The organism is Saccharopolyspora sp. NPDC050389, assembly GCF_040655595.1.
Lineage (GTDB): Bacteria > Actinomycetota > Actinomycetes > Mycobacteriales > Pseudonocardiaceae > Saccharopolyspora.
The window spans coordinates 41,441-54,787 of the sequence record NZ_JBFAKG010000073.1 but is presented as its reverse complement, the minus strand read 5'-3'; the positions used below and the strand labels follow the sequence as shown (position 1 = coordinate 54,787).

General features: G+C 69.6%; 12 protein-coding genes. 4 read left to right on the top strand and 8 right to left on the bottom strand.

The annotated features are described in order from the left end of the window. Positions 1–70 precede the first annotated feature (70 nt). On the bottom strand, positions 71–1,420 hold the full coding sequence (locus AB0I53_RS35640; protein WP_358613023.1) for an ABC transporter ATP-binding protein: 1,350 nt from the start codon (positions 1,418–1,420) through the stop codon (positions 71–73). A 114-nt stretch (positions 1,421–1,534) separates the two neighbouring features. Between AB0I53_RS35640 and AB0I53_RS35635 the strand changes: the two genes are divergently transcribed. Beyond that, positions 1,535–3,544, top strand: coding sequence for an RNA-guided endonuclease TnpB family protein (locus AB0I53_RS35635; RefSeq protein ID WP_358613021.1), 2,010 nt, complete (start codon positions 1,535–1,537; stop codon positions 3,542–3,544). Here AB0I53_RS35635 and AB0I53_RS35630 read toward each other — a convergent pair. Next, on the bottom strand, positions 3,523–4,011 hold the full coding sequence (locus AB0I53_RS35630; RefSeq protein ID WP_358613019.1) for a GtrA family protein: 489 nt from the start codon (positions 4,009–4,011) through the stop codon (positions 3,523–3,525). The two genes, AB0I53_RS35635 and AB0I53_RS35630, sit on opposite strands and share 22 nt — an antisense overlap. A 537-nt stretch (positions 4,012–4,548) precedes the next feature. Here AB0I53_RS35630 and dctA point away from each other — a divergent pair. Then, entirely contained in the window at positions 4,549–5,886 is a 1,338-nt protein-coding gene (gene dctA, locus AB0I53_RS35625) for a C4-dicarboxylate transporter DctA (RefSeq protein WP_358613017.1), read from the top strand. Positions 5,887–5,924: 38 nt separating this feature from the next. Here the strand turns inward: dctA and AB0I53_RS35620 are convergent, their stop codons facing one another. The 4 genes from AB0I53_RS35620 to AB0I53_RS35605 form a co-directional block, all read right to left on the bottom strand. After that, on the bottom strand, positions 5,925–7,190 hold the full coding sequence (locus AB0I53_RS35620) for an SLC13 family permease (protein ID WP_358613015.1): 1,266 nt from the start codon (positions 7,188–7,190) through the stop codon (positions 5,925–5,927). An 81-nt stretch (positions 7,191–7,271) separates the two neighbouring features. Next, positions 7,272–8,126 carry a hydroxymethylglutaryl-CoA lyase gene (locus AB0I53_RS35615; protein ID WP_358613013.1) on the bottom strand — a complete coding sequence of 285 codons (855 nt, stop codon included), beginning with the start codon at positions 8,124–8,126 and terminating at the stop codon, positions 7,272–7,274. Positions 8,127–8,128: 2 nt separating this feature from the next. Beyond that, positions 8,129–9,352: a CoA transferase gene (locus AB0I53_RS35610; protein ID WP_358613011.1), complete on the bottom strand. Its 1,224-nt coding sequence runs from the start codon at positions 9,350–9,352 to the stop codon at positions 8,129–8,131. A gap of 118 nt (positions 9,353–9,470) precedes the next feature. Continuing rightward, positions 9,471–10,124 (bottom strand): helix-turn-helix domain-containing protein, encoded by a 654-nt coding sequence (locus AB0I53_RS35605; protein ID WP_358613009.1) that lies wholly within the window; start codon positions 10,122–10,124, stop codon positions 9,471–9,473. Between the two features lie 77 nt (positions 10,125–10,201). Between AB0I53_RS35605 and AB0I53_RS35600 the strand changes: the two genes are divergently transcribed. Together AB0I53_RS35600 and AB0I53_RS35595 are read left to right on the top strand one after the other, a co-directional pair. Then, entirely contained in the window at positions 10,202–11,614 is a 1,413-nt protein-coding gene (locus tag AB0I53_RS35600; protein ID WP_358613007.1) for an RtcB family protein, read from the top strand. Further along, positions 11,611–12,021 carry an archease gene (locus AB0I53_RS35595; protein ID WP_358613005.1) on the top strand — a complete coding sequence of 137 codons (411 nt, stop codon included), beginning with the start codon at positions 11,611–11,613 and terminating at the stop codon, positions 12,019–12,021. Before AB0I53_RS35600 ends, AB0I53_RS35595 begins: the two co-directional genes overlap by 4 nt. A gap of 5 nt (positions 12,022–12,026) precedes the next feature. Here AB0I53_RS35595 and AB0I53_RS35590 read toward each other — a convergent pair whose 3' ends face one another. Together AB0I53_RS35590 and AB0I53_RS35585 are read right to left on the bottom strand one after the other, a co-directional pair. Continuing rightward, the gene (locus AB0I53_RS35590) at positions 12,027–12,821 is read right to left on the bottom strand and encodes an MBL fold metallo-hydrolase (RefSeq protein WP_358613003.1); all 795 of its coding nucleotides are present in this window, start codon (positions 12,819–12,821) and stop codon (positions 12,027–12,029) included. A 42-nt stretch (positions 12,822–12,863) separates the two neighbouring features. Further along, positions 12,864–13,310 (bottom strand): MaoC/PaaZ C-terminal domain-containing protein, encoded by a 447-nt coding sequence (locus AB0I53_RS35585; RefSeq protein ID WP_358613001.1) that lies wholly within the window; start codon positions 13,308–13,310, stop codon positions 12,864–12,866. Between the last annotated feature and the right edge of the window lie 37 nt (positions 13,311–13,347).

The window sequence follows — 13,347 nt, the reverse complement described above, 5'->3', positions numbered from 1 at the left end:
GCTCTCGGGAGGGGGTCTGTGTTATTTTTGGGCGTCATGCTCAGCCCAAAAGACTCACGGCCCCGATTGGTTACCGCAGCAGACCCGCCTGCGGGACCGCCGCGACCAGCCTGCGGGTGTAGTGGGCCTTCGGGTTGTGCAGGACTTGGTGGGTCGGGCCTTGTTCGGCTACTCGGCCCTGGTGGAGGACCGTGATCCGGTGCGCCAGGTTGTCCGCCACCGCCAGATCGTGGGTGATGAACAGGCAGGCGAAGCCCAGCTCGGCCTGCAGGGATTTCAGCAGTTCCAGGAGCGCTGCTTGGACCGAGACGTCCAGGGCGCTGGTCGGTTCGTCGGCGATCAGCAGCTCCGGGCCCAGGGCGAGTGCTCGCGCGAGACCCACTCGTTGGCGTTGGCCGCCGGAGAGTTCGTGCGGGTGGCGTGCCGCCGTCGCGGCCGGTAGGCGGACCGCGTCGAGGAGTTCGTCGACTCTCCGGCCGGCCGCCGGGCCGGTCGCCATCCGGTGCACCAGCATCGGCTCGCCGATGCAGTCCCGGACCGTCCACCGTGGATTGAGCGAGCCCGCCGGATCCTGGAACACGAAGCCGATCCGGCGGCGCAACCTGCGGCGTTGGCGAGCCGTCAGGGCGGCCGGGTCGGTTCCGAGCACCGTCGCAGTGCCGGAGCTCGGCCGCAGCAGGCCCGCCGCCACCCGGCCCAGCGTCGACTTACCCGAGCCCGATTCGCCGACCAGCCCCAGCACCTCGCCGCGACCGACGCGCAGGTCCACGCCGTCGACAGCCCGGAATCCGCGGTAGTCGACCACGACGTCAGCCAGCTCCAGCGCCGCCCGGTCCTCGACTGCAGCCAACTGGGACTTCCGTCCGAATCTCGGCACCGAAGCCAGCAGCTCGCGCGTGTAGGCGTGCGACGGGTGCGCGAACAGCGAGTGCGCCGGCCCGTCTTCCACCACCTGACCGTGGCGCATCACCACGACTCGATCCGCGATGTCGGCCACCACGCCCATGTTGTGCGTGATCAGCACGATCGACGTGCCCCGCCGGTCGCGGAGCTGCCGCAGCAGGTCCAGGATTTCGGCCTGGACCGTGACGTCCAGCGCCGTGGTCGGCTCGTCGGCGATCAGCACCTCCGGATCGCCTGCCAGCGCCATCGCGATCACCACGCGCTGCTGCTGGCCACCGGAGAGCTGGTGCGGGTACTGCTTCGCGCGCCGCGCTGGTTCGGGAATGCCCACCGCGTCGAGCAGCTCCACCGCTTCGGCGAACGCCTGCGCGCGGCTGAGCTCCCGGTGCGCGCGCAGCGCCTCGGTGAGCTGCCAGCCGACGGTGAACACCGGGTTGAGGGCCGTCGACGGTTCCTGGAAGACCATCGCGATGCCGTTGCCGCGGATCTCCTGCCACCGCAGGCGATCCGCGCCCACGAGCTCGCGCCCGCCCAACGCCGTCCACAGCAGCTATAACGAGCCGCCCTTGAGTGATTTGACCAGCTTCGACACCGCGTCCTTGGGTTAGATCAACACGCTATTGTGATCTCGGTGAAAGCGAACACTGCGATGAAGTTCCGCCTGTACCCCAATGCGGTACAGGCGGAACGCCTCACATCGTGGTCGCATACCTGCCGTGCGGTCTGGAACATCGCGCTGGCGCAACGTATCTGGGCCTACCGGTCCACGCAACGAGTTACGCTACGGTCGGTTGACCAATGTGCCGGGCTGACCGAAGCCCGCAAGGAGCACGCCTGGCTCAAGGACTTACCCGCGCAGTGCGCCCAACAAGTCCTCCGACAGCTGGATACTGCGTACGACAACTTCTGGAACCCGAACCACCCGGCTGGATTCCCGCAGTTCAAACGCAAGCACCACCGTCAGGGCGTGACATTTCCGGGGCAAGCCGTGCAGGTTCGCAGGGTGTCGCGGCGGATGGCTCAGGTGAGATTGCCGAAGATTGGATGGGTGCGGTTCCGGTTGTCCCGACCGATCGGCGGCACCATCCGCAACGCTGCCGTGACCCATGATGGACTGGGTTGGCATGTCGCGTTCGGGATACACCAATCCGAACCCGAGCAGGCACCAGTGAATACTGCACCACCAGCAGGTGTGGATATGGGGATCGCGTGCTCGGTGTTCGTTTCCACCGAAGACGCCGCGCGTCAGCGTCCCGACACGCTCACCCCCAGTGAGCGGCAGCGCCTCAATAGGCTAGAGCAACGCAAAGCCCGACAGATCAAGTTCGCCAAGAAGCACAACGGGGGTCGGTACTCCACCAGACTCTGCAGAACCATCGCGGCTATCGCCGCAGTGAAGGCTCGACAGGCACGGCGTCGAGCGGACTGGAACCACAAGCTCACCACGGACCTCGCCAAAAACCACGGTCTAGTCGCGGTCGAGAACTTGAATGTTTCCAGCATGGTCCGTTCTGCACGCGGCCCTGTCGAGCAACCCGGCGCGAACGTACGTCAGAAAGCCGGGATGAACAGATCCATCGCCGATCAAGGATGGTTCGAGATCCGCCGCCAACTCAGCTACAAGACCAAGCGGCGCGGTGGCGAGCTCGTCGCGGTTCCAGCACCGGGTTCGTCGCAGACGTGCTCGAAGTGCCACACCCGTGACCCTGAATCCCGGGAAGGTTGCGGCCGGCTGTTCGCCTGCGTTCATTGCGGGCACACCGAACACGCCGACCTCAACGCTGCCATCATCATCCTTGACCGAGCACTCAGCACCGCCGGACGGAAACCCACCCTCGCGTGGGAGGCGGGAGCCAGTACGAGCGGTAGTGCTGGTTCACAGAGCACGCGCAGTCCACACCGTGGGCGAGGCACCCGCACGGGTAGTCGGATGCGTGAACCATCCTTTCTGTCACCGCACCATGACAGGAAGGACCCCCACCCTTCAGGGCGAGGAGGACGTCAATCCAAGGCCAACAGCTGGCACACGGATGTCACGTTCGTGGACCGGATTCCGGCCATCAGCCTGCTGCGCGCGATCCGGCTCCCGTCCTACGGCGGCACCACCACCTGCACCGTTGCGGCGTACGAGAAGCTGCCCGATTCGCTGCGGGCACTGGTGGATTCGCTGTGGGCGGTGCACACCAACGCCTACGACTACGCGGCGAGCATCGACGAGACGCGCATCGGCGGGGTGGACGTGAAATTCCAGCAGTACCGCCAGGAATTCGTCTCCGACGTGTACGAGACCGAGCACCCGGTGGTCCGGGTGCATCCGGAGACCGGTGAACGCGCCTTGCTGCTGGGGCATTTCGTCAAGCGCCTCGTCGGACTCACCAGCGCCGAGTCGCAAACGCTGTTCCAGCTGCTGCAGAACCGGGTGATCCAGCTGGAGAACACGGTGCGCTGGAACTGGTCGGACGGCGACCTGGCGATCTGGGACAACCGGGCGACGCAGCACTACGCGATCGCCGACTACGACGACCAGCCGCGCCGGCTGCACCGGGTCACCCTCGCCGGCGACGTCCCGGTGAGCATCGACGGCGTCCGCAGCACCACCCGTTCCGGCGACGCCTCGCACTACTCCCAGCTGGCGCGGTGAGCGGCTGAGCGGCTGAACACCCAGAGCCGCATCACGACGAAGCGGGTGGTGCCGCCGATGATGCTCAGCGCCGCGACGGCGGCGGCCTCCGCGACGCTGGAGGGATCTTCGACGGCCAGCCCCAGCAAGCCCAGCGCGATGTTGTTCGACACGCAGTAGAAGGAGAACACCGCGAGGGTCTGCAGGTGCATCCGGACCGGGTGCTCGTCGCGGGCGGCGAACGCGAAGTGCCGGTGCGCCACGCTGCTGGCCACGGTCGTGATCAGCAGCGAGCAGAAGTTCGAGGCACCGACCGGGAAGATCTCCCGCAGCAGCACGTAGAGCACCGCGTTCGCCGCGGTGGCGAGCACGCCGACGACGGTGAACAGCACGGCCTGGCCGACGACGTCGTCCCGCTTGCCCGTGCGAGCCCGGTCGACCGCGACAGGTGTGACCGCCTTCGGTTCGCGCGCAGCCACGCCCTTCATCGACCCCACTCCAACGCAACGGTTCAGATCTGCGGTCAAGCTAGTTCGGCCGTGCGGGAGGGCCCAATGAACAACCTGGGAAAACGCTGGGAACGGCCGTCGTCGGCCGCCGCCTTCCCGGCCCACCGGTGCATATGACCCATTGTGTTCGACCCGTCACGGATTGGGATTCGACCGATCTGGTGATCTTGGGCATGGTCCGGTCGCCGGCAGCGTCCCGGGACCGACGAGCGAGCGGCGCCGCCGACGGCTGGGGACGCCTCGTGCACCTGAACCCGTGCGCGGTGACGCGACAGTCCACAGTAGACACCCAGGCTCTTCGGCGGATGCTCGGCTGCAACAAGGCGCGCCGGCGGGTTCATCCACCTGCAACCCTGACGCAACCAACCTGGAATCGCTCCAGCCGAAGCTGAGGGCGATGCCGGAACCTCAGCTCACGAAATCCGCCCCGCCCCCTTGACGCCCGCCGGCCGGGCACGGACACTCCCAGAAAATTTTCCAAAGTATACTTCCGCATCAGGGAAATGGGAGGCCGACGTGGCTCAGCCAGCGTCGCCGGTCCGGCGCGGCCGCGTGTCGAGGGTGCTGTCCTCGCTGTTCGTCCAGGTGCTCATCGCCGCCGTCCTCGGCATCGCCGTCGGCCACCTCTGGCCCGAATTCGGCGGCGCCCTCAAACCGATCGGCGACGGGTTCATCCGGCTGATCAAGATGGTCATCGCGCCGCTGATCTTCTGCGTGGTCGTGGTCGGCATCGCCAAGGCAGGCGACATGCGCTCGGTCGGGCGGATCGGGCTCAAGGCGCTGATCTACTTCGAGGTGGTCACCACCGCCGCCCTCGCCCTCGGGCTCGTCGCCGGGAACCTCGTTCAGCCCGGCGCCGGGCTGAACATCGACCCGGCGTCGCTGGACGCCTCCGGCGTGACCGCCAAGACCCACGGCGAGCAGATGCCCGGCCCCGCCGAGTTCGTGCTGCACATGATCCCGGAAAGCGCGGTCGCGGCCTTCGCCGACAACGAGCTGCTGCAGGTGCTGCTGCTGGCGGTGCTGTTCGCGGCCGGGCTGCTGCACGTCGGCATCGGACGCGCGCCGCAGGTCTTCGGCTTCATCGAGCAGACCGGCGAGATCATCTTCAAGATCATCGGCTACGTGATGCGGCTGGCCCCGATCGCGGTGTTCGGTTCGATGGCCTACCTCATCGGCCAGTACGGGCTGTCCTCGCTGAGCACCTACGCCACCCTCATCGGCGCCTGCTACGGCGCGGCGCTGCTGTTCTGCGTCGTGCTCGGCGTGCTGCTCAAGGCGTTCACCGGGCTGAGCATCCTGCGGTTCCTGCGCTACACGCGGGAGGAGTTCGCCCTGGCCGTGGGCACCGCGTCCAGCGAGGTCGTGATGCCGCGGATCATGGAGAAGCTCGAACGCGCGGGCTGCCGGCGGGAGGCGGTCGGGCTGATCATCCCGACCGGGTACTCGTTCAACCTCGACGGCGCATCCATCTACTTGTCGCTGGCGACGCTGTTCATGGCCCAGGCCGTCGGCGTGGATCTCACCATCGGGCAGCAGATCACCGTGGTGCTGGTGCTGATCCTCACCTCCAAGGGCATGGCCGGGATCCCGGGCTCGGCGTTCATCGCCCTGTCGGCGACGGCCTCCGCGGTCGGCGTCATCCCAGTCGCCGCGGTCGCGCTGATGCTCGGCGCGGACCGGATCATGGACACCATGCGGGTGGTCACCAACCTGCTGGGCAACTGCGTGGCGACGTTCATCGTGTCCAAGTGGGACGGAGCGCTGGACCGCGATCGGGCCCGTGCCACCCTCGCCGACCCGGCGTCCGCTCCCCCGCTGCCCCGCGAGGAGGACGAGCCCGCCAAGGCCTGACCCGCCGGGGCCCGCGTCCCGGACGCGGGCCCCGGTCGTCACAGGGAGGCCGGAAGGATCACCGCCGACCACACCAGCAGCGGCGCCGCCACCACGACCAGGCCGCCGTAGGCGAGCATCTGCCGCTGGAAGCGCGATTTGTCGGGCACCTGCGCCTGCGCGAGCACGATGACGCCGTTGGTGGAGAACGGGCTGACATCGACCACTGTGGAGCAGAACCCGAGCGCGACGATGAATCCCACCGCACCGATGCCACCCATCTCCAGCAGCGGGATGGCCAGCGGCAACGCGATGCCCAGCGTGCCGATCGACGAGCCGAAGGCAGACAAGATCGCCACCGCGAAGCACAGCAGCAGCGCCGCCAGCAGCGGCGATCCCAGCGCAGCCGCGGCTTCGCCGAGCAGCGCCAGCGTGCCGTTCTCCTTCAGCACCGCCATGTAGGTGAGCATGCCGCAGACCAGCAACACCGCCGACCAGGCGACGTCGCGCATCGAATCCTGGTGCCGATGCGGGGAGATCAGCAGCAGCGCGGCGCCGACGACGAACGCGGTCACCCCGACGTCGACGCCGAACACGCCCGTTGCGATCAACAGCACTGCCATCCCGCCGAGGGTGAGCACGCGCCGCGGGGTCACCTCGACCTCGTGCCGCACCAGCGTTGCGCCCCCTCCCCCGGCGTCGATCTCGTCGAGCGCGCTGACCTGCTCGTCGCCCCGAAGCAAACTCCGCCCCAGCACGAGGAAAAGCACCACCGCGAACGCCACGTTCAACACGAACGGCACCGCGAACAGCACGAACGGACCAACGTCCAGGCCTGCCTTCGACACCATCCCCGACGTGAACGCGCCGTACACGGTGATCGGCGAGAACGCCGCGGACAACGCGCCGTGGCTGAGCATCATCCCCATCAGCAGCGGGTTGATGCGGTAGCGCGCGGCGATCGGCATCGCGATCGGCGCGAGCATGCCGACCGCGAGCACCGAGCCCAGCGCCATCAGCACGGCCGCCAGGGCGAACATCAGCCAGACGATCGCCCAGCGGCGACCGCGGACGAGCTTCAGCGATGCCGCCACGACGAGGTCGATCGTGCCGTTGACGCGGGCCACGCCGAACAGCAGCGTGATGCCCACGACCAGGACGAACACGTCGCCTGGGAAGAAGCCGAGCACGTCGTCGAGGCTGACCCCGGACAACGCGCCGATCAGGAAGGACGCCACGAACGCCAGGAGACCCATGTTCACCGGCGTGGTGGTGGCCGTGACGAATACCGCGACGAGTGCGATGAGCGATAACGCTTGGATCATCGATGACCAATTCCGGTCACGCCGGCCCGATCCCCGGGCCACGTCACCATTGACGTCGGGACCAGTTCTGCCGGGGCCTGTTCAGACCGGTTCGGCGCGGGCCAGCGCGGTTCTCACGGTGGCCACCGCTTCGGCGAGCGCGCCCTCGTCGACGCCGGTGGGCTCGCCTCGGGAGTGCAGGTGTGCCACCAGGTCCTCGGTGGCGATGTTGCCGTGCGCGCCGGGGGCGAACGGGCAGCCGCCGTAGCCGCCCGCCGCGCTGTCGAACCGGTTCACGCCCAGTTCCAACGCGGCATCCACTGTGTCCAGTGCTTGCCCATGCGCGTTGTGCAGGTGCAGGGATGGTTCGACCGCGGGTAGCGTTTCCCGGACGATGCGGAGGGAGCGCGCGACCTGCTCGGGAGTGGCCGTGCCGAGGGTGTCGGCGAGGCCGATGCGGGTGATGCCCATGTCGGCGAATCGCCGGACGACGCCCAGCAGCGCCTCCGGATCGATCGCTCCGTCGAACGGGCACACGAACGCCGTGGCGATGCCCGCGGCGAAGCTCACCGAAGGATTCGCCGCCACGGCAAGGGAAACGTCGTGCATCGCGGCGTCCACGTCGCGACCGGCGTTGGCCCGGCTGTGCCCCCGACTCGCCGAGGCGACCACGGTGATCTCCTCGACACCTGCGGCGACCGCCCGCGCCACGCCGCGCGCGTTGAGAGCCAGCGCGCTGTAGCGGACCGTTCCAGGATTCGGCAGCAGCGGGAACAGCTGCTCGGCGCCGGCCATCTGCGGCACCCGCTTCGGGTTGACGAACGAGCCCGCCTCGATGTCGCGCAACCCCGCCGCGACCAGCGCCCGCGCGATCGCGATCCGGTCGGCGACCGGGACCACGACCGGCTCGTCCTGCAGCCCGTCGCGCAGCACGACCTCGGTGATGGTGACCGCCATCGTCACACCACCTTCCGCGTGCGGAGGTCGTCGAGTTCCGGGGCCGGAATGCCGAGCAGCCCGCCCAGCACCTCGCCCGTGTGCTCGCCGAGCTCTGGCCCGGCCCACCGCACCGACCCGGGTGCGCCGGGCAACCGCGGCACCACACCGGGCAACCGGATCTGCTCCGGCTCCCCGTCGATCGCGATCGGCACCGGGCACAGCATGTCGCGCGCCTGGTAGTGCTCGTCCTCGGTGATCGCCCGCGCGTCGTAGACCGGACCGGCGGGAACGCCGGCGTCACTGAGCACCGCCACCGCATCGGCGGCCTTGCGCCGGGAGGTCCACTCGGTGATCGCCGCGTCGAGCTCCGCCTCCCGCGCGTAGCGGGCGTCGCCGTCGGCCAACGTCGGATCGGCGGCGAGGTCCGGTCGGCCGATCACCGCCATCAGCCGGCCGAACGCTCCGCTGGAGTTCCCGGAGATCATCACCGACTGGCCGTCCGCCGTCGGGTAGATCCCGCTGGGCGTGACTCCCGGCAGGTTGCCCGCGGTGCGCTCGCGCACCATGCCGTAGGCGTCGTAGTCGGGGATCAGCGACTCCAGCACCATGAACACCGACTCGTACAGGGCGACGTCGGCGACCCTCGGGCCCGGATGCGAATGTCCTTTCTCCTTGGCCAGCAACAACATCAACGCACCGAGCGCGCCGTAGAGCCCGGCGAGCGCGTCGCCGACCGGGGCGGCGGGCCGAACCGGGGGCCGATCCGGGTGGCCGGTGACCTGCCGGAGCCCGCCGAACGCCTCGGCGACGCCGCCGAAACCGGCGCGGTCCCGGTACGGGCCGGTCTGCCCGTATCCGGAGATGCGCACCAGCACGATCTCCGGGTTGACGGCGGTGAGCTCGTCCGGGCCGAGCCCCCAGCGCTCCAGGGTGCCGGGCCGGAAGTTCTCGACCACGACGTCGCAGTGCTCGGCGAGGTCGAGCACGATCGAGCGGCCTTCGGCGGTGCGCAGGTCCAGGCTCACCGACTTCTTGTTGCGGGCGATGGTGCGGAACATCATCGACGTGCTGCCGCGCGGCCGCCGCCAGCCCCGCAGCTCGTCGCCCACCTCGGGTTTCTCGATCTTGACTATCTCGGCGCCGAAGTCGGCGAACAGCCGGGTCGCGAACGGCGCGGCGATGAAGTTGCCCAGTTCCAGGACGCGGATGCCGTGCAGCGGAGGCTGCGGTTCGGCAGCGGCCATGTTCAGCTCCCTCGATCAGTTATCAAATATTGAGAACTAATCCTCGTTCTGCGAGAAGGAAGCTACGGCGTCGATCCACCGGATAGCAAGGGGCCGACGAAAACGACGGGAAATCCGCTCAGCGGTACTGGAGAACCTCTTCGAGGCGTTGCGCGGCGGCCGCGACGAGCTCGCCCCACTGCGCACCGGGCCCCTCCGGAGCCACCCGCGAAACCGGGCCCGCCACGCACACCGCGGCCACGATCTCGGCCCCGTAACGCACCCCAGCGCTGACCGAGCACAACCCGGGCGTGCGCACGGAAACGCTCTCGAACCAACGGTCCGCGGAGCGCTCGGCGGTCAACGCCTCCGCGGCGGATCCCTTGTCCGACAACGGAAGCAGCGTTCCCAGCGGCAACGACGCACGCAGCTCGGACGGCGATTCCGCGCACGCCAGGCAAAGCCGGAACTCACCGCGCCGCACCCAAACCTGCGCGGTCTCGCCGGTCTGGTCCCGCAGCTCGTCGAGCACCGGGGTCGCGGCCGTGGCCAGCGCGGTGGAGGCGAACCGGTGCCCGATGTGGTGGCGGCCCTCGGCGTCGCGCAGCAGCAGGCCGTGGCCGACCATGGCCTGCGCCAGCCGGTGCGCCGTGGGCACCGAGAGGCCGAGGTGCCGGGCGAGTTCACTGGCGCCCATCGGGCGCGTCTCGACCGCGTCGAGGATCGCGACCACGCGATCGAGCACCCCGACGCCCGCCGATCGGAGTGCCTTGCCGCTGCCGTCCTCGCCCACGGCAGACACAGTAACCGGGCGCGTGTCGGGCCGGGCTCCGGTGGGTATTGCCGGGGCGAGCGACGCGGGAGGTCCGGATGGAACTCGTCGAGGAAACGCCGTACCGGTTCCGGATCGAACAGCACGGCGCGATGCGCGTGCCGGGGATCGTGTTCGCGTCGCGGCAACTGCTGCCGCCGAAGGGCGACGGCGCGCTCGACCAGGTCGTCAACGTCGCCACCCTTCCCGGCATCGTCGGGGCATCGTACGCCATGCCGGACATGCATTGGGGCTACGGCTTCCCGATCGGCGGCGTCGCCGCCACCGACGTCCGTGCCGGCGGCGTCGTCTCGCCCGGCGGCGTCGGGTTCGACATCTCCTGCGGGGTGCGGCTGCTGGCCGCCGAGCTGGACCGGTCGGACTTCCGCCGCGTCGCCGAGCGGATCATGGACGGGCTCAGCCGGGCGACGCCGCGCGGGGCGGGCCGGGGCGCGGTGTGGGAGCTGCCCCGCGAAGGCCTCGACCGGTTGCTGGAAGAGGGTTGCCACTACGCCGTCGCGCGCGGGCGCGGCACGCCGCGCGACCTGGAGCGATGTGAGGACGGCGGCGCGGTGGCCGACGCGGAGCCGGGCCGGGTCAGCGCCCGGGCGCTGGACCGGGGGCTCGGGCAGGTGGGCAGCCTCGGGTCCGGCAACCACTTTCTGGAGGTCCAGACGGTCGCCGAGATCTTCGACGAGGGCGTCGCCGGGGCCTTCGGGCTCCACCTCGACCAGCTGTGCGTGATGATCCACTGCGGTTCGCGCGGGCTAGGCCACCAGATCTGCACCGACCACGTGCGGAGCATGGACGAGAGCATGGCCGATCACGGCCTGACCGTCCCCGATCGGCAGTTGGCCTGCACGCCGGTCGATTCGCCGGCGGGTCGCGCCTACCTCGGCGCGATGGCCGCGGCGGCGAACTACGCCCGCGCGAACCGCCACGTGCTCGGTGTCGCCGCCGGCGAGGTGCTGCGGAAGGCGACCGGCAGCGGCCTCGACCTCGTCTACGACATCTCGCACAACCTCGCCAAGATCGAGACGCACGAGGTGGAGGGCCGGCGGCGAACGCTGTGCGTGCACCGCAAGGGAGCCACGCGGGCGCTGCCGCCCGGGCACCCGGAACTGCCGCCGGGTCTGCGGGAGGCCGGGCAGCCGGTGCTGATCCCCGGCTCGATGGGCACGGCGTCCTATGTGCTCACCGGCGTGCCCACCGGGGACGCGTTCTTCTCGACGTGCCACGGCGCTGGACGCACGCAGAGCCGCCACCAGGCGATCCGCACGACCGATCCCCGCCAGCTGCGCCGGGACATGGAGCACGACGGCATCGTCGTCCGCGGCAGTTCCGCCCGCGGGCTCGCCGAGGAGGCGCCGACCGCCTACAAGGACGTCGACGCGGTCGTCGCCGTCGCCGAGGGAGCCGGGTTGTGCCGCCGCATCGCCAGGCTCGTGCCGCTGGGCGTGGTGAAGGGGTGAGCGGCGGCTTCCGCTTCCTGCCGCACACCGCCGACATCCGGTTCGAGGCGTGGGGTTCGACACGCGAGGACGGCCTAGCGGAAGCGGCCCGCGCGTTGGTGGCCGCCTTCGCCGAGATCGCGGTGGACGAGCCGGAAAGCACCAGAACCGCCGAATTCGACGGCACCGACGAACGGCTCCTGCTCGCGGTGCTCGACGAGATCATCTACCTGCTGGACGCGGAAGGCACGGTACCGCTGGACATCCGCGTCCGGCCGCGCGCCACCGGCATCGAGCTGGAACTCGCCAACGTCGCGGTGGCACGCGCCGAGATCATCGGTGCCGCGCCCAAAGCCGTTTCGCTGAACGAACTTCGGATCGAGCACGACTCCCGCGGCTGGCGCTGCGCCGCGACGATCGACGTCTGAGCCGCTCAGCCTTCCGAGACGTAGCGGAGGTAGCGGGCGGCGGAGCGCTGGACGATTTCGTGTGCGCCGGTGGGGATCACCGTGTCCCACCAGGCCCCGTAAAGCGCGTCGAAGCGGTAGGGCTCCAGCATCCGCGCGGCGCGGCGGACGACGCTGGGGCGTTCCGGGATCAGGTTCGGGTAGCTGTACATGAAGGCCACGTGGTCGCGATCCGGGATGACCTGCACGATGTCGCCGGTGAACAGCTTCCCGTCGCCGTGGTCCCAGTGCAGCACCGTGCCGCCTGCGAAGTGCACGCCGAGGTTGATCAGGGTGAGCCCGGGCGCGAGCTCGCTGGTCGTGCCCTCCCACAACCGGATCGCCGGGTCCGGGCGGCCGATCCACTGCCGGTCGTTGGCGTGCAGGTGCACCGGCACGTCGAAGGCGTGGGCCCACTCGACCATCGTGGTGTAGTAGTGCGGGTGGCTGATCGCGATGCCGATCAACCCGCCGAGATCGTTGATGGCGCCGGCGATCTCGTCGTCCAAATAGGACACGCAGTCCCAGAGCACGTTGCCGGCGCCGGTCCGCAGCAGCAGCGCCCGCTGGCCGATGGCGAACCTCGGCTCGCAGCCGATCCCGAGCACCTCGCCCTGCTCGCGGATCAGCGCGGTGCGCTCGTCGGAGCGCACGCCCGCGAGGTCCGTCCACTGCTGACCGCCCGGCGGCACGTACTGGCGTTCGTCCTCGCAGATCGGGCAGTCCGGTCGGGGCCGGGCGTACTGCGTGCCGCAGGTGACGCAGATCGGCATCGCGGTCATGGTCGTTGCGGTCCCTTCGTTCCGGGCGTGCGAGCAATCAGGTTACCGCGCGGTACGCGCCGCACGAGCCGGAAAATCCGGCGGCACCGCCACCACCGCGTCGCCCCGCAGGGCCACCGTGCCGTCGGCCAGCGTGACCGCCAGCTCCAGGTGCGCGCGGCGTTCGCCGTCGACGTCATCGATCCCGGTGACCTTGCCGGTGCAGGTCGGCTGGCCGTGCACCGGAGTGATCGCGACGAAGCGCGCGGAGAACGACCGCAGCGCCGACTGCGGCACCCAGCCGGTCAGCAGCCGGCCGAGGTAGGCCATGGACAGCATGCCGTGGGCGAAGACGTCGTCGAAGCCCGCGCTGCGCGCGTTGTCCAGGTCGATGTGGATCGGGTTGTGGTCGCCGGAGGCTCCCGCGAACAGCGCCAGCGCGGCGCGGCTGATGAGCGGTAGCGGCAGTGGCGGCAGTGGCGGCAGCTCGACGGTTGTTTCCTCGGCCATGCCGCCCATCATCCGCCACTGCGCACCGGGCCGTCAG